Source organism: Enterococcus gallinarum, from assembly GCF_021496385.1.
Taxonomy (GTDB): domain Bacteria; phylum Bacillota; class Bacilli; order Lactobacillales; family Enterococcaceae; genus Enterococcus_D; species Enterococcus_D gallinarum.
This window is the reverse complement of the sequence record NZ_CP050816.1, coordinates 3237355-3253637: the sequence shown is the minus strand read 5'-3', so window position 1 is coordinate 3253637 and position 16283 is coordinate 3237355. Positions and strand designations below refer to the sequence as shown.

General features: G+C 40.4%; 13 protein-coding genes. 11 read left to right on the top strand and 2 right to left on the bottom strand.

Going from position 1 to position 16283, the window contains the following annotated elements:
• Positions 1 to 120 precede the first annotated feature (120 nt).
• Complete coding sequence (gene rsgA, locus HED61_RS15680) at positions 121 to 1464, top strand: ribosome small subunit-dependent GTPase A (RefSeq protein ID WP_219645088.1); 1344 nt, start codon at positions 121 to 123, stop codon at positions 1462 to 1464.
• A 30-nt stretch (positions 1465 to 1494) separates the two neighbouring features.
• The gene (locus tag HED61_RS15675; protein ID WP_086268995.1) at positions 1495 to 1923 is read left to right on the top strand and encodes a VOC family protein; all 429 of its coding nucleotides are present in this window, start codon (positions 1495 to 1497) and stop codon (positions 1921 to 1923) included.
• A 166-nt stretch (positions 1924 to 2089) separates the two neighbouring features.
• Here the strand turns inward: HED61_RS15675 and HED61_RS15670 are convergent, their stop codons facing one another.
• Together HED61_RS15670 and HED61_RS15665 are read right to left on the bottom strand one after the other, a co-directional pair.
• The gene (locus HED61_RS15670; RefSeq protein ID WP_029486393.1) at positions 2090 to 3391 is read right to left on the bottom strand and encodes a PTS sugar transporter subunit IIC; all 1302 of its coding nucleotides are present in this window, start codon (positions 3389 to 3391) and stop codon (positions 2090 to 2092) included.
• A gap of 11 nt (positions 3392 to 3402) precedes the next feature.
• Positions 3403 to 4020 carry an AAA family ATPase gene (locus HED61_RS15665; RefSeq protein ID WP_003125462.1) on the bottom strand — a complete coding sequence of 206 codons (618 nt, stop codon included), beginning with the start codon at positions 4018 to 4020 and terminating at the stop codon, positions 3403 to 3405.
• 40 nt (positions 4021 to 4060) lie between these two features.
• Here HED61_RS15665 and HED61_RS15660 point away from each other — a divergent pair, with 40 nt between their 5' ends.
• The 9 genes from HED61_RS15660 (at position 4061) to HED61_RS15620 (ending at position 16225) form a co-directional block, all read left to right on the top strand.
• Complete coding sequence (locus tag HED61_RS15660; RefSeq protein ID WP_219645089.1) at positions 4061 to 4753, top strand: MurR/RpiR family transcriptional regulator; 693 nt, start codon at positions 4061 to 4063, stop codon at positions 4751 to 4753.
• Positions 4754 to 4945: 192 nt separating this feature from the next.
• The gene (locus HED61_RS15655; protein ID WP_219645090.1) at positions 4946 to 5668 is read left to right on the top strand and encodes an ABC transporter ATP-binding protein; all 723 of its coding nucleotides are present in this window, start codon (positions 4946 to 4948) and stop codon (positions 5666 to 5668) included.
• A gap of 2 nt (positions 5669 to 5670) precedes the next feature.
• The gene (locus HED61_RS15650; RefSeq protein WP_219645091.1) at positions 5671 to 6387 is read left to right on the top strand and encodes an ABC transporter permease; all 717 of its coding nucleotides are present in this window, start codon (positions 5671 to 5673) and stop codon (positions 6385 to 6387) included.
• Between the two features lie 143 nt (positions 6388 to 6530).
• Positions 6531 to 8516, top strand: a complete 1986-nt coding sequence (locus HED61_RS15645; RefSeq protein ID WP_219645092.1) for a HelD family protein — start codon at positions 6531 to 6533, stop codon at positions 8514 to 8516.
• A gap of 10 nt (positions 8517 to 8526) precedes the next feature.
• Positions 8527 to 9297 carry a MerR family transcriptional regulator gene (locus tag HED61_RS15640; RefSeq protein WP_219645093.1) on the top strand — a complete coding sequence of 257 codons (771 nt, stop codon included), beginning with the start codon at positions 8527 to 8529 and terminating at the stop codon, positions 9295 to 9297.
• A gap of 56 nt (positions 9298 to 9353) precedes the next feature.
• Positions 9354 to 10040 carry a M23 family metallopeptidase gene (locus tag HED61_RS15635; protein ID WP_219645094.1) on the top strand — a complete coding sequence of 229 codons (687 nt, stop codon included), beginning with the start codon at positions 9354 to 9356 and terminating at the stop codon, positions 10038 to 10040.
• A 271-nt stretch (positions 10041 to 10311) separates the two neighbouring features.
• Positions 10312 to 11907, top strand: a complete 1596-nt coding sequence (locus tag HED61_RS15630) for a type I restriction-modification system subunit M (protein ID WP_219645095.1) — start codon at positions 10312 to 10314, stop codon at positions 11905 to 11907.
• Positions 11897 to 13063 carry a restriction endonuclease subunit S gene (locus tag HED61_RS15625; protein WP_103300131.1) on the top strand — a complete coding sequence of 389 codons (1167 nt, stop codon included), beginning with the start codon at positions 11897 to 11899 and terminating at the stop codon, positions 13061 to 13063. The genes HED61_RS15630 and HED61_RS15625 overlap by 11 nt, the downstream gene beginning before the upstream one ends.
• 12 nt (positions 13064 to 13075) lie before the next feature.
• Positions 13076 to 16225 (top strand): type I restriction endonuclease subunit R, encoded by a 3150-nt coding sequence (locus HED61_RS15620; RefSeq protein ID WP_219645096.1) that lies wholly within the window; start codon positions 13076 to 13078, stop codon positions 16223 to 16225.
• The last annotated feature ends 58 nt before the right edge of the window (positions 16226 to 16283 follow it).

The following is a 16283-nucleotide window of genomic DNA, read 5'->3' as shown; positions in this document are numbered from 1 at the left end:
AGATGGCTGATTATTTTAGACAGGTATCTCTTTATTACGAAGAGGAATTTCAATGACTGAAGGGATTGGGGGCCTTCTAGTTGAAGAATAATTCCTTTTCTGAAGTAGGAGAGAAAACAAATGAATACAAGAAAAACGACTGATTTAATTGAAACAAAGGCCCAAATCACAGCTGTTCATAAGGATATCTTTGAACTAATGAGTGAACGTGGAAGAGGATTTGCACAAATAAAACGTGGCAGCTATTCCACAACCCAAGAGAATTATCCGGTAACGGGGGATTATGTCATGGTCGATTGGCGGGGGCAAGATCATAGTCTGATTCTGCGAACATTGCCTCGAAGGGCTGCTCTTGCTCGTGCCAATGAAGCAGAAAACAAGGCGCAGATCATTGCCGCAAATTTTGATTATGTGTTTATCCTGCAAGCATTAAACCGAGACTTTAACCTTCGCCGTTTAGAGCGTTACTTAACGCTTGCCTGGCAGTCTGGGGGGATTCCGATCATCATTTTGACTAAAAGTGATCTTGGAGAAGAGAATGCAACAAAGATTGCTGCCGTCCAACAGATGGCCATTGGCACTAATGTCCATGCGATCAGTACTTTTACTGAATCTGGAATCGCTGAACTTGATCCATATTTCCAACCCAATAAAACCGTTGTTTTAGTCGGTTCATCTGGCGTTGGGAAATCAACGTTGGTTAATTATCTAATGGGCAAAAACGTGATGAGAACGAAAACTATTCGTGAGAAAGATGGCCGAGGCAGACACGCCACGAGTCACAGACAATTACTAGTGTTAAGAAATGGTGCCAAAATCATTGATACACCAGGAATGAGAGAAGTTGGGATTTGGGATGCTACCGATGGATTGAAACAGAGCTTTGCTGATGTAGAAAGTTATTTTGGGCAATGCAAATTTAAGGATTGCCACCATCAAAGTGAGCCAGGATGTGCCATCAAAGAAGCATTGCGAGCAGAGAAATTGTCTTTAGACAGATGGGAAAGCTATCTTAAACTACACGCAGAAGCAAAATATACGGACGATAAAACAGCCTATTTGAAAGAAAAGACAAACAGGGAAAAAGGTGTCAGTAAAATGGTGCGTCAACTAAAAAGCGATTACCGACAGACGGCTTGTTTTGACAGTTTTATCTGTGAAGAATGCGGTCGACCGGTAAATCCTGAAAATGCAGGTAGTCAGCATCGCAACCACTGTCCCCACTGTTTAACGAGTCTTCATGCGGATACTCTTCCCGGAGACCGAGCTTCTTTGTGCCGAGGGAAGATGGATCCTATCAGTATTTGGTCCAAGGAGGATGGCGAATGGGCAATCATTCACCGTTGCCGAAATTGTGGTACTCTAAAGACGAATCGAATTGCGGCTGACGACAATCAGGAAAAACTCATTCACTTGGCAACAAGAGCGATTCAGTACCCACCCTTTGCTATCGAGAACTGTTAACTGTTTTGGTTTATAACGAAAGGAGAGCCACTGATGTATCAAATCCACCACATTCAAATTACTGTCAACGATGTAAAAAAAGCGGAACCCTTTTATGATCAATTGTTCCATTTGTTAGGTTTTGATGTTCAAAAGAAATATTCAGGCTATCTCGAACATGCCGACATGGAAGTAGTAGAGTATTTGAGTGATACCTTTGATTTTGGGATCTGTTCGCCAAAGCAAGAATGGATCAATGAGACAATTGATTCTAGAAAGCCTGGTTCCCTCCAACACATTGCTTTTAAAGCAGAAAGCAGGGAAGCCGTAGACGCGATCTATCCAAAAATCAAAGCACTAGGAGTAAAGATTCTTCATGGGAAACCAATGGAATACAAAGAACGGATCGCGCCTAATTATTATGCACTATTCTTTGAGACGCCAGAAGGCCTCCGCTTTGAAATCTTTCATTATGCCTAAACCTGTGCTGACTTTTCAGGTCTTTTAAATGAAGGAGTTTTAACCAAAAAAGACAAATCCTTTTCTGATTCGAATCGAGTTGATTCGATGAATGGGAAAGGATTTGTCTTTTTTTTAGTATAAAGCAAAATCATTTAGCTGTTCTAGTTTTTGTTACGAAGAATGGTTATAGATTTTGATCGACTAATTTTGTCTTATTGTTCTCCATTACTTTAAAGAATGGATAGTAAATGAAGATACTGATTACGATCAACAGTAGGCAAAAGAGAATGTTGCGCCAGTCCATACTTGAAAGATAAGCTTGTGCAAAAAATGGTGTGAAGGAAGGATCAACGATAAAGCCAATACCGATCCATCCAAGACTCTGAGCAAAGTAGGTCAGCAATAACGAAATGATCGGAGTGACCAAAAATGGGATTGCTAGAATGGGATTAAAAACGATTGGCAAGCCAAAGATCACTGGTTCGTTGATGGAGCATATTCCAGGAATCAAGGACAATTTTCCGATGGTGCGATATTCGGGAACTTTGCTTCGCATCATCAATAAAACCAATCCCAAAGTACCACCAGCTCCGCCAAGGACTGAAATCCGAAACATTTGTAAGTTCATTAAGTGTGTCATGGTTTCGCCATTTGCCATTTGCTCGGCATTCAAGCCAGTTTGAGCCATTCCCAGTGTAAAGACGATGGGAAAGATGATTGAAGAGCCGTTGATGCCAAACAGCCATAAGATATTACCTAAGGTCACGATCAACAAGAAACCGCCGAGACTGCCAGCGATGTTCGTTGCAGGAGTCAGAACTTCCATCACTGCTTCAGGAAAGATTTTGTTTGTTGCTGCTAAGAAGATCAAATTGATCCCATAGAAGATGATGATATTTGTCAACAGCGGAACGAGCATATTGATGAAGGTTGCCACCATGGGTGGAACGGTATCTGGCAGTTTCAATTTGATCTGTTTCACTTCAAACAAACGATTGATTTCTACCACTAACAAGCCGATGATGATTGCGACGAAGAGTCCGTTTGTTCCTAGAAAATTGAGGCTGATCGCGCCTTCTTTCACTGGTGTACAAACCATTAGAAAAATGACGGATGCAACCATACCATTCATGGAAGGGTTGATTTTGTATTCATTTGCAAGAGAGAAGGCAATCCCAAAGACGCTGATGAAACCAATGATGCCCATCGTCAATTGATAAGGTGCGGTGATGAGATCATAATTTGCTACAGCGAAATCTTTCCAGCCAGCCATAAATGTCATAAAGATATTGGCTGTTTCAGGATGGTACTGATCCATGTTGATGGGAGGGTTGGCAAAGATTAGAAAAAAAGATCCGATAACAATAAAGGGTAGTCCAAACATCATACCGCTGGATATAGCTTTTAAGTGGCGCTGATTGCCGATTTTTGCTGCGATGGGGCTTAGGACATCATTCAGCTTCATGATAAATGCAGAGTTTTCCATGTAACTTCCTCCTATACTTGCCAAGGATTGAATGAAAACGCGCTTGGCACAACGTGATCTGGATCATAGTTCTCGATGATTTTTTCGTATTGTTCTTTGTAGTCATTAGTGACTTTTGCTTGTGGGATTACTTTGCTGGCTTCATGTAAGAAGTGTTCGGAACCACGACCCATTTCCTGCCCGCGGACAGTATGTTTATCCAAGGCAATATCAGGAATTTCTGGAACATAGCCCATCGCGAAACTCTTGATCACAATATTCTTGAGTAAGTCTGATGAGCGGTCTTTTTCCGACTGACATAAGTAACGAATCGCATGGAAGAAATACATTGCCCGATCGGATTCGTTGTATTGGAATTCCTTGCGCATCGTGTTTAAGTTATTGATCATAATGGCAGCCATTGGATTTCCCATACCTACATCTTCAACACTGATCGCTAGTAATCTTCTCCAGAGTTTTTCTTCAAATTGCGGCGAGGTGATATACATTTCATAGGCAAATTCACATGCCTCTTTTTCTTTGCCTCGACGGATCGATTTTTGCAATGCCGAGATAACTTCATCTCCGCGTAAACCGTTGCGGGTCGTCATTTTTGCCCAGGGATCTTGAATAAATTTCGTTTCTGTCATGATATAATACTCCTAATTGATAAAATTTGAGGTGGATCTTATGGATGTTGAAATGCTTATAGATAAATACCAACTGAATGATTCAGAAGCAGAAGTCTTGCGGTTTATGAAAAAAAATCGGCAGTCAGTAAAAACTATCGGGATTCGCGATGTGGCTAAAGCATCCTATGTCTCTACAGCAACAATCATCAATATGGCCAAGAAAATTGGCTATTCCGGTTATAGCGAGTTGGTTTTTGCACTAGGTAACAGCCAATCGGATATTGCGATGCCAAGCACTTTCTCCGATGAGGAAAAGGCGGCATTTATCGATTTACTCTCTGAGTATCGCGACAAGCGCATCATGATCCTTGGCTCCGGTTTCTCTCAGAATCTCGCCAATTATTTTTCGGAATCTCTTAATTTATATGGCTTTCGTGCGACTGCCAATAGTCATCTGGAATTTCTTAGACAGCAAGTGCAGCAAGACATTCTGCTCGTTATTATTTCTAATTCTGGGGATACAGTTCGGTTAGCTGAGCTAGCGAAAATGGCTAACGACCACCATATCGATGTGATTGCTTTTGTTGGTCAAAAAAATTCAAAAATCGGCAGCCTAGCCACACTGACCATTAGCACAGAAACATATACTCCCAAAAGAATCTCCGATTACCAACCGAATCTTTTCTTTGGCACAACACTGAACCAATTTGAGCTTTTGCTAAGTGCAGCACTGAAGGCTATTTTTGAATAGAAGAACGATGTGGCCACTGTTTCTTCAAAACCTAGTATAAAGAATCTCTTTTGAAATGTAAGTGTTTTCCCTTTGTTCTGAACATGTTTAGGAATTTGCAAACTTGTTTAGAAAAAATTTCTATTCCCTCCACTATCCCATCATTGTTTGATTTTCGGCTAAACTGAGTCCAGATCAGATGGGAGGGAATGTATGAACAAACAAGCAGCGATACAGGTTCATGGATTGAGCAAAACATTTGGGAAGAAACGAGTGATTGATGATCTTAGTTTCACAGTCGAAAAGGGCACCATCTTTGGTTTGTTAGGACATAACGGGGCAGGGAAATCCACGACGATCGATTGTATTTTGGGCACGCAAAAATGTGATTCAGCAAGGATCTCGCTTTTGGGAAGAGATCCTAAGGCTGAACGGAAACGACTGTTTCAGTATGTGGGGGTCCAATTCCAAGAATCTGCCTTTCAAAATCAATTGAAGGTAAGAGAGATTTGCGAGATCACCCATTCGTTGTACGAAAACCCGCTAAACTGGAAGCAGGCGCTCCATGAATTTGGCCTTGTCTCTAAATTGAATTCATTTCTCGGAATATTATCGGGGGGCGAGAAACAGAAGCTATGTATCCTTTTGGCTATCATGGGGAATCCGCAAATCATTTTTTTGGATGAATTGACAACCGGACTGGACCCCCAGGCCCGGCGCGAGGTTTGGCGATACTTGCTCGCTTTAAAAGACAAGGGGGTCACTATCTTTCTGACCTCTCATTACATGGATGAAGTGGAAACGCTGTGTGATCGGATTCTAGTGTTAAACAAAGGCAAAGAAGTTGCTAGCGGGACGGTAGCTGATATTCTAGCAAAAGTGAATAAGAGGAATCTCGAAGAGGCTTTCTTGACGCTTGCTGGGGAGGAAGTGTAGGAATGAAAACATTTTGGTTGTTGTATCAATCAGAAGCAAAACTTTCTATGAGAGAGATGTCTTCAGTGATCTTTGGGATTTTTGTTCCAGTCGGGATCATTTGTCTGATGGCATTTATGGATCCGGACAATCACTCCTTGAATACGAACTTTGTCGCTGTCTCAACCGTCGGGATTTGTTCAGCTGGTGTGATGGGGCTTCCGCTAGCATTGTCTTCTTATCGGGAACGCAAGATCTTAAAGCGATATCAAGTAACACCGATCAGCCCGGCACAGTTACTTTTCGCCCATCTGTTGTTTTGTTTTACGATCAGTATTGTTTCCATGCTGTTGATATTAGGCGTTTTGATCACGTTTTTCCAATTTTCCTATGTCGGTCATTGGGGGCAATTTATTTCTGCCTATTTGTTGGTGATGGTTTCGATCCATGCCATCGGGTTGATCGTCGCCAGCTTGTCTCCTAGCGAAAAAGCCACTGGTGCGATCAATTCAGCGATTTTCTTTCCGATGTTTTTTCTTTCAGGAGCAACCGTTCCATATGAAATCTTGCCAACCGGCTTACAGAAGGTTGCCGATGTCATGCCACTGACTCAAGGAATCAAATTGCTGAAGGCAGTCACATTCCATGAAGAAACAGGAATCTTTTTCACGATAACACTTTTAGTGGTCATTACATTGATCGGTCTATTTGTTGCGATCAGATATTTCCGTTGGGAGTAAAAGCAGTTCAAATAAGTGGACCAAGCAGAAAAAGGATGCAGATTTTGATCGCTGCATCCTTTTTCTTTGCGATACCAAACCCTACACTATACCACCAATGTATAGTTTCTTGCTAAACTCCTGAAAGAAAGGTGGTTTAAGAGATGACGATGACCAATGAAAACAGCTACTTAACAGACGTGACTAAAAAGATCACCGCGCAAATCCAAGAACTTGAAACAACGGTGGATACCAATGAACAAGCCTACAAAGAAATCAAAAAATATACGGTGGATTATAAAAACGAATTAGACAAATACGAAGTCTATAACCATCAGCAGAACTTATCGTTTATCGATAAACGGAATACCTTTGAGACCAATCGCATCGCAAAATTGTCGTATCTGCAAGAAACACCTTATTTTTCTCGGATCGACTTTCAATTTGACGGGGAAGAGGAAGCCGAGAAATTTTATATTGGCAGATATGGGTTTGTCGACAATTACGGGCAGCAACTGGTCTATGATTGGCGCGCACCGATCTCTTCTTTGTATTATGATTTTCCTTTAGGGAGCGCTTATTATGAGTCGATGGGAAAGAAATTTACCGGCAGCTTGCAATTGAAGCGACAATTTGACATCAAGAATGGCACAATCCGTTTCTTGGTAGACAGCAACGACGCCTTGAACGACGACTTTTTGATCAATGAACTGAGTAAGCACACGACCAAAGAGATGAAAACCATCATTCACACGATCCAAAAGGAGCAAAATGAAGCGATCAGAGATTCCAAAACAAAAAATTTACTGATTCAAGGGGTTGCCGGTTCTGGAAAAACTTCCATCGCATTGCATCGGATCGCCTACCTGCTTTATCAAAAAAGGGCAGAACTCGCCGCATCGGAGGTGTTGATTTTATCTCCCAATGAGGTCTTCTCTGATTACATTTCCACTGTGTTGCCTGAATTAGGCGAGGATGATCTCTTTCAATCAGATATCACACAGTTGATGCAGCCATTGATGGGTGAATCACTGGTGATTGGTGATCGTCAAGGGGAAATCGCAGCAATCCTCAGCAAGCCTCAATCGAAAAAAGCCCAGTCCTATCTCCATAAACGGTCTGCATTCTTCTTTGGGGCCATGGGTGAGTACCTCGAAACGATCCCAAAGAAGCTGTTCCGTGAAGACATAGTGATCGAGCCGGACATCCGTCTTACAAAACAGCAAATCCAAGCAGCGTTTATCAACCTTCCAACCGCAGCCCTTTGGCAGCAAATAAAAGAATTGGCACAACGCTTGTCCAAAGAGTTGCCTGGCGATCAAAATAAATCTGCGGCATGGATTGCCCGTGAATTAAAGAAGCGAACTGGAATCACCCAGCCATTGAGGGAATATGAAAAATTCCTAGCCACGCAAAAAGAAGTGTTGATCAGAGAAGAAAATACGCTTGCCTATTCCGATGCCTTCCCGTATCTTTTTTTTAAATGGAAGATCGTAGGACTGCCGATCAATCACCAAATCAAGCATCTTGTCATTGATGAAATGCAAGATTATTCTCTGCTCCAATTTTATTTACTGGATCAATTGTTTCCCTGTCAAAAAACGATCTGCGGAGATGTTAGCCAAAATCTACTCAGTGAGGATCCGGATTTTTTGACCCAAATACAAACAATCATTCCCGACAGCCGCGTGATTACCTTCAATAGGAGTTACCGATCCAGCTATGAAATCATGTCCTATGCCAAACGCTTTACCACCAATCAGGATCTCCAGCCGGTGGAACGTCACGGAAAAGCAGTGGCAGAGATCCACCTAACAAAAGAGCAAGACAAATGGATGGAACTTCGGCAGCAGATTGCTTCTTTTCAACAATCGTCGTATCGAACCTGTGGCATTATCTGTCAGACCGAAGCCGCAATGACTGCGATCAAACAGCAGCTTGTTGAGGTCCCCTTGACTTGCCTGACAAAAGAGACAAAAGCAATGGCAGAAGGAGTAATCCTTACCACGCCTCAATTTGCGAAAGGATTGGAATTTGACAAAGTGATCTTGCCGGATGTCCACGCGCATCAGCTAACAAAAAAGAGCAACTTGCTTTATACTAGTTGCTCTCGGGCGCTGCATGAACTAACATTGTTAGTAACAAGCTAGGAGGGGGAGAATGAAGACCTATAGCACTTCCGAAGTTGCCAAAATCGTTGGCTTTCACCCAAATACCATTCGCCGCTATGAAGAATGGGCATTGATCCCCACGCCGCTGCGCAAGCAGAATGGCTATCGGATCTACACTGACTACCATCTAGAATTGATCAAAACAGCGCGCATCGCTTTCCAGATTGAAGTTCTTCAGTCTGGGCTGCGAGAGCGGATGCGAGAGATGATCAAAGCATTAGCAAATTACGACTTTGATCACGCACAAACCTTGTTGGATCAGTATATCGTCGCGGTCGATCAAGAAATCGCGCAAGCCGAAGAAGCCATCCACATCGTGGAACATTTGCTGAAAGGAGAGTCCGCAGACAGTAAGCTTTCCTTCAAGCGAAGAGAAGCAGCAGATTACTTAGGTGTCACCACCGATGCGCTGCGAAATTGGGAATTAAACGGACTTCTTACCTTAAAGCGCAGTCGGAATGGGTACCGTATTTATGAAATGGACGACTTGAACCGCTTGAAAATCATTCGGATTCTACGCTCTGCCAACTATTCATTAGAAGCCATCTTGCGATTACTCAATTCTCTGGATCAATCGCAGGAACCAGACATTAAGTCTGTTCTAAACCAACCCGATCCCGACGAAGACATCATTTCTGTCTGTGACCGTTTGATTGCATCCTTAGAAAAAGCCAAAGAAAACGCCCTCGGATTAACAGCCAAGATCAAGCAATTACAGAAACTCTCTACAACGCTAGAAAGCCCTCCCGCCAGCCATTGAACACTGTTGAAAAAAATGCACCGAGAGGAACCATCTGTAGAATTGGAGGAAAAACCATGGATCCATTCAAAAGCCCCATCCGCATCGAGTTTCCCTTAAGGGGAGAGTGGCAAGCCCCCACGACCCCTGTCAAACGCGTCCCCAGTCATGGAACCAATCGTATGGGAATGAGGTATGCCTTTGATTTTGTCCAAGTCAATTGGAATAAGCCCCATAAGCCGTTTTATGATACCTCTTTTGCCAGATATTTCCTATCCGGTGTACCATTAGCGAACTGTTACTGTTGGGATCAACCAATCTACGCCCCATGTGATGGTGAAGTCATTGCTGTGGTTGACGGTATTCCGGAACGGCAAACCGTTCATTGGTTATCCGACGGCGCTCTCGCAATCAAAAATGCCCGCACCTTTAATGAATATCAAGACGATTTTAGCCAAATCGCTGGCAACTATTTAATCGTGAAACACGCCCCACAAGTCTATCTCGCTTTCGTTCATTTGCAGACCAACTCCATCGCTGTAGCTGTCGGTCAACAGTTGCAAAAAGGCGAGTTTCTAGGAAACGTCGGTCACTCTGGCAACTCCACCTCGCCTCATTTGCACTTTCAAGTCATGGACAGCGACGACATTGCCCATGCCAAAGGCTTACCCTTCGTCTTCGAGAAGTATGAACTCTATCAGGATAATCATTGGGAAATGGTCTATGATCAATGGCCTTCGGATACGGATCGGGTGAGGTATTGAGGGAAAGCGACATTTTCCCAATTGAGTCAGCAAATATTCCTTCATTATCTGTTTGCTTATCGAACGTATGTTTCTTATAATAGGGATGTATCTCTATGCTAAATTTCTATCGCTGGAGGGTTACTTGATAGGGATAGAGAAGACATTTTTGATAACATAATGAATAAAAATCAAAGAAAGCATAAAAAGAAGAAATTACCCAAAACTTCTTCTTTTTGTGTTTTATAGTGATAAAATTAGGAAAAGAACGAAATATAGGAGTGTGCATGTAGTGGGACAAGAATTGAATCAGCGACTATTTAGTGCAGCGGACAATCTTCGCAGCAAAATGGATGCATCAGAATATAAAAACTATCTTTTAGGCTTGATTTTTTACAAATATCTTTCAGATAAATTATTGCAACAAGTTGTTCTATTAGCAGATGAATCCTTAGAAGAATATGATGAAGTCGAGAAGCAGACGAAATTGTATCAAGAGTTACTGGCAGATGAAGATTCAAGAGAAGATTTGTTAGCAACGATTGTGGATACTTTAGGTTATGAAATCGAACCCAATCGCTTGTTTAATGTCTTAGCTGATCAAGCAAAACAAAATATCTTTCAGTTAAATGATTTGAACAAAGGGTTTACCGAGCTGTCATCAAAATTTGAGCAATTTAATGGGTTGTTTGATGATGTCGATTTACAATCAAAAAAACTTGGTTCGGATGACCAGCAACGAAATGTCACAATAACTGAAGTATTAAAGAAACTGAATGATATTGATGTATTGGGACATGACGGCGATGTGATTGGAGATGCTTATGAATTTTTGATCAGCCAATTTGCTTCCGAAGCGGGAAAGAAAGCTGGTGAGTTCTACACACCAAAAAAGGTTTCTGAAATGATGGCGCAAATTGTAACTATTGATCAAGAAGAAAAAAAATTATTCAGCGTTTTCGATCCGACAATGGGATCAGGCTCTTTAATGCTGAATGTACGGAATTATTTGAAATATCCTGAGAATGTCAAGTATCACGGTCAGGAAATGAATACCACAACTTTTAATTTAGCAAAAATGAACCTAATTCTTCATGGTGTAGACGCAGAAGATATGAATTTGAGAAACGGCGATACGCTTAATAAAGATTGGCCTACTGATGAGCCCTATTTATTTGATTCAGTAGTGATGAATCCTCCATATTCAGCGAAATGGTCTGCAGATGCGACCTTTTTAGATGATTCCCGATTTAACCGATATGGAAAACTAGCGCCAAAATCTAAAGCTGACTTTGCTTTTCTTCTTCATGGTTTTTATCATTTAAAAGATTCTGGAACGATGGCAATTGTCTTGCCTCATGGTGTGCTGTTTCGTGGTGCAGCTGAAGGGGTTATTCGAAAGAAATTACTCGAAGATGGTAGCATCTATGCAGTCATTGGCATGCCAGCAAATCTTTTCTTTGGCACATCGATTCCAACAACAGTGATTATTTTGAAAAAGAATCGTGAAACACGGGATGTCTTATTTATTGATGCTAGCAATGAATTTATTAAAGGAAAAAATCAAAATAAATTATCAGTCGAGAACGTAGAGAAAATTGTTTCGACTTACAAAAACAGAGCAACTGAAGATAAATATGCTTATTTAGCCAGTTTTGATGAAATAAAAGAAAATGATTTTAACTTAAACATTCCTCGCTATGTTGATACATTTGAAGAAGAAGAAAGTATTGATATGAAGAATGTAGGGAATGAAGTCAAACAGATTCGCCAAGAAAAGCACGCATTAGAAAAAGAGTTATTTTCTACCATCGCTGCTTTTGAGACAAATGATGAAAATAAAGAATGGCTTCAAGGTGCGTTAGAGGTGTTTAAACATGATGAATAAGAATAAACCAGAAATTCGCTTCCCAGGATTCACTGAAGAATGGGAACAGCGTAAGTTGGGAGATGAAGTACATGATGTTGGAACCGGTAGAAGTTCATTTATTTCTGGAATTGAAAAATCTAGTGACAATCCATATGCAGTGCTAGGTTCTACTTCGGTAATTTCTTATGATAGAGAATTTGACTATAGTGGAGATTTCATCCTAACTGCTCGTGTTGGGGCCAATGCTGGAACTTTATATAAATACTCTGGTGATGCTAAAATTAGCGATAATACGGTTTATATTCAATCTCTGAATTTAGATTTTGTTTATTATATTCTAACTAATTTTGATTTAAAGCGGTTGTCCTTTGGAACAGGTCAACCACTAGTGAAAGCAAGTGAATTAAAAAATTTAAAGATAATGTTTCCTAGAGATGGAGATGAGCAACAAAAAATCGGCACTTTCTTCAAACAACTAGACGATACTATCGCTCTTCATCAGCGCGAGCTAGAGCTACTAAAAGAAACCAAAAAAGGATTTTTACAAAAAATGTTTCCCAAAGAAGGAGAAAAAGTTCCAGAAATTCGTTTCCCGGGATTTACTGAAGAATGGGAACAGCGTAAGGTTTTTGAAATTTCAAAAGTTACTTATGGTGGTGGTACCCCTAAAACTAATACAAAAGAATTTTGGAACGGTAACATTCCATGGATTCAAAGTAGCGATTTAGAAATTAACAGATTATTTAATGTTTCTCCTAAAAAGAAAATTACGAATGAAGCTGTTAAAAAATCTGCAGCAAAAATTATTCCTCCTAACTCAATTGCGATAGTTACACGAGTGGGGGTTGGTAAATTAGCATTAATGCCTTTTGAGTATGCTACTAGCCAAGATTTTTTATCACTTTCAGAGTTACAAATAGATTCATATTTTGGAATCTTCTCTTTATATTCTATGCTTCAAAAAGAGCTTAAGAATATACAAGGAACATCTATTAAAGGAATGACTAAGTCAGATTTATTAGAGAAAAAAGTGACTATTCCAAAAAAATATGAAGAACAACAAAAAATCGGTAACTTCTTTAAACAACTCGACGACACGATCACCCTTCATCAGCGCGAGCTAGATTTGCTAAAAGAAACCAAAAAAGGGTTTCTGCAAAAATTATTTGTCTAAGGAGGTGTGGGAATGAAAATAAATCATCGTGACGAAGCCGAAGTAGAAAGTCACCTGATTCATATATTAGGCGAAGGACACAATCAATGGGTGTACCGGTCAGAGTTAAAGACAGAAGCTGATTTATGGCAAAATCTCCGTGAGAAAATTACCCATAATAATCTTTCAGAAATTGGTGAACATCCTTTAACTGATAAAGAATTTGAAACCATTAAAACAGAATTACTATTGAAAACTCAAACGCCTTTTGATGCAGCGAAATGGTTAAAGGGAGAAAATGGCATTGCTCGAATCAAGATTGATCGTGAAGATGCTTCTTTAGGATCAATCTCGCTGATTCTTTATTCTAACCAAGACGTAGGTGGGGGCTTGTCGACGTATGAAGTTGTGAATCAAATTGCCAAACAAGGCAGTAGTGCGGACGCACGCGACCGCCGTTTTGATGTAACATTATTGATCAGTGGCTTGCCAATTGTTCAAATTGAATTAAAGCAGGTCACTGCAAAAGACGGTGTTTTTCAAGCCTTTAACCAAATAAAAAAATATGCTGAAGAAGGCGTCTTTCGTAATAACATCTTTTCAACGCTTCAATTGTTTGTTGTCTCGAACGAGCAAACGACACGCTATTTTGCCAATGCGATGCCCAAAGACATGCATCGGAAATTTTTGTTTAGTTGGCGGACAAGAGACAACAAAAAAGTAGATAATCTTTATGAATTTTGTAAGCAAGTGTTGAATATCCCAGATGCGCATCGGCTTATCGCTAACTACACGATTGTGAGCGAAGATCAAGACAATAAAACCTTAATGGTCTTACATCCCTATCAGGTACATGCGATAGAGGCATTATTTGTGGCGGCCAATAAGCATCAATCCGGCTATGTTTGGCATGCAACTGGTTCAGGAAAAACGTTGACAAGTTTTGTTGCAACTAAACTTTTAGCGCGCAAGTCTGGTATTGATCGTACGATTATGCTGGTGGATCGCAAGGACTTAGATAATCAAACCACCAATGAATTTACAAAATTTGCCTCAGAATTTAATACAGGAATATCTTCTGGGGATGCGAAAGCCAATAGTTTAATTGTCGGAACTGGCAATGCAAAAGAGCTAGGCAAAACACTTTTGGCTGATGCAAATGCCAATGTAATCATTATTACCACCCGTCAAAAGCTAGATGCAGCTTTGAAATATGCCAAAAAACAAGAAGCCAAAAATGGAACCAAGCGATTTGAAAAGCTGATCGGTCAACATATTGTTTTTGTCGTGGATGAATGCCACCGCGCTTTAAGTGCTGAAAATATGGAGGAAATCAAGCAGTTCTTCCCAAACTCTACTTGGTTCGGCTTTACAGGAACGCCAATTTTTGAAGTGAATAAGAAGCAGGCACAAGGACAATTGGCTCGTAATACTCGAGATCAGTATGGAGATGTTTTACACACCTATACAATCAAAAATGCCTTAGAAGATGGTTCAGTATTGGGCTTTCAAGTAGAGCATGAAAATACCATTGAACCAACCTCTCTAGATAATCGCATTCACCAGAAATTACTTGAAGTTGAAAAATATGCCAAATACTCTCCAGAACAAATCAATTTGGTTGTGGATAATATGGATCAAATGAAAAAGGAGAGTTACATTGAGCCGATTGTTTATGAATCAGAGGAGCATATTCAGAAAGTGATCCATAAAATCTTTCGTCCTAATAATGCCTATACAAAATTCGATTTTAGAAATGGACGACCAACAAAATCTGCTATTTTGACAACAAGCTCCATTGATATGGCAAAGAGATACTATCAAGCGATCAAAGAAATGACGAAAGAATCAGATTGGCTTCAAAAAGAATTCCCTGATCAACCGATTCGTGAAGGAAGAACGATGGAGGATCCGGATTTTCCGCGAATTGCCATTACATACTCTCTGGATGAGAATGCAGCAAGTGCCAAAGAAAAGCAAGATGAAATGCAGCAGATTATTTCAGAATACAATGAGTATTACCAGACAGCGTGGACAATCGCAGAAATTGAACGCTATAACGGAGATATCAATAATCGTTTAGCACGGAAACGAGCGGAATTTAAGCAATTCGGTAAGCAAATTGATTTAGTGATTGTCGTTGATCGGCTTTTAACAGGGTTTGATGCCCCTACGATCCAAACATTGTTTGTCGATCGAAATCTAGAATATGCAGGATTGATTCAAGCCTTCTCACGAACCAATCGCACATATCCTGAAAAGAGCAAAGGCTTAGTCGTTACATTTAGAAAACCAGCGACAATGGAATATAATGTGACAGAAGCTACAAAGCTATATTCAGAAGCACAAGAAGAATCCGGGTTGATTTATCCAACCTATGAAGAATCAAAAGCACGCTTTGAAAAGGCATATAAGCAATTACAAACATTTACTGTAATACCTGGAACAACTGAGAATACTCCGATAGAAACCCGAGTAGATTATGTGAAAGCTTTTCAAGAGTTGAATAAGGCTTATGAAGCATTGGTTACGTATGACAATTACAATGAAGAGATGGAACAATCAGATGTTTTAAAAGAACAGGTTTCTATCTTAGAAGAACAAGTTGGCTTTTATGAAACAATCAAGGGTTCTTTGGTAGATGAGCAAGAGGAAGAAGGAGGTATGAATTTTTCAGCTATTGAGTTTTATAGCGACAATTCAATCCGACTGTATGACATTGACTCCTCATATATTGATCAATTATTAGGTACTTATGCAGCCAATAGTTCAGATGTACGTGAAGAAATTGAGAAAGCTTTGAAGAAATTAAACAAAACTGAGTGCGTCAAAGAAGTGTATCGACAAATCTTGAATGCCATAGATTCCGGAGAGCTTGATGTGAAAGAAGATATTTTTGCCATCAAACGACGCTTCTTTGTGCAAGCAAGAGATCAAATGATTCATACGTTCTCAAATGAATGGAATGTTTCTGCAAATGAACTTCACTATTCAAGTATTCAATATGTTGTTGGAGAAGATCCTATTCCGAATATGAAAGGGATTATCCAAAGTAAAGATTTTGAGGCCTACAAAGAAAAACATCCAACCGCGAAGCCATTCCAATACCCGCAACAAATGAAGCGAGCATGGAGAACTGTGTTGGATGAAACCTTGATCCCTCTAGAAAATGAACTAAGGTAGGTAAAGAATGAAGGGAAAGTAATTGAAGTAGCTGGTTTTTATTCTTCTGAAAAGGTGG

Coding starts and splice junctions, on each gene's coding strand:
- rsgA (WP_219645088.1), top strand. CDS start 121: ATGAATACAAGAAAAACGACTGATTTAATTGAAACAAAGGCCCAAATC.
- HED61_RS15670 (WP_029486393.1), bottom strand. CDS start 3,391: ATGGAAAACTCTGCATTTATCATGAAGCTGAATGATGTCCTAAGCCCC.
- HED61_RS15665 (WP_003125462.1), bottom strand. CDS start 4,020: ATGACAGAAACGAAATTTATTCAAGATCCCTGGGCAAAAATGACGACC.
- HED61_RS15660 (WP_219645089.1), top strand. CDS start 4,061: ATGGATGTTGAAATGCTTATAGATAAATACCAACTGAATGATTCAGAA.
- HED61_RS15655 (WP_219645090.1), top strand. CDS start 4,946: ATGAACAAACAAGCAGCGATACAGGTTCATGGATTGAGCAAAACATTT.
- HED61_RS15650 (WP_219645091.1), top strand. CDS start 5,671: ATGAAAACATTTTGGTTGTTGTATCAATCAGAAGCAAAACTTTCTATG.
- HED61_RS15645 (WP_219645092.1), top strand. CDS start 6,531: ATGACGATGACCAATGAAAACAGCTACTTAACAGACGTGACTAAAAAG.
- HED61_RS15640 (WP_219645093.1), top strand. CDS start 8,527: ATGAAGACCTATAGCACTTCCGAAGTTGCCAAAATCGTTGGCTTTCAC.
- HED61_RS15635 (WP_219645094.1), top strand. CDS start 9,354: ATGGATCCATTCAAAAGCCCCATCCGCATCGAGTTTCCCTTAAGGGGA.
- HED61_RS15625 (WP_103300131.1), top strand. CDS start 11,897: ATGATGAATAAGAATAAACCAGAAATTCGCTTCCCAGGATTCACTGAA.
- HED61_RS15620 (WP_219645096.1), top strand. CDS start 13,076: ATGAAAATAAATCATCGTGACGAAGCCGAAGTAGAAAGTCACCTGATT.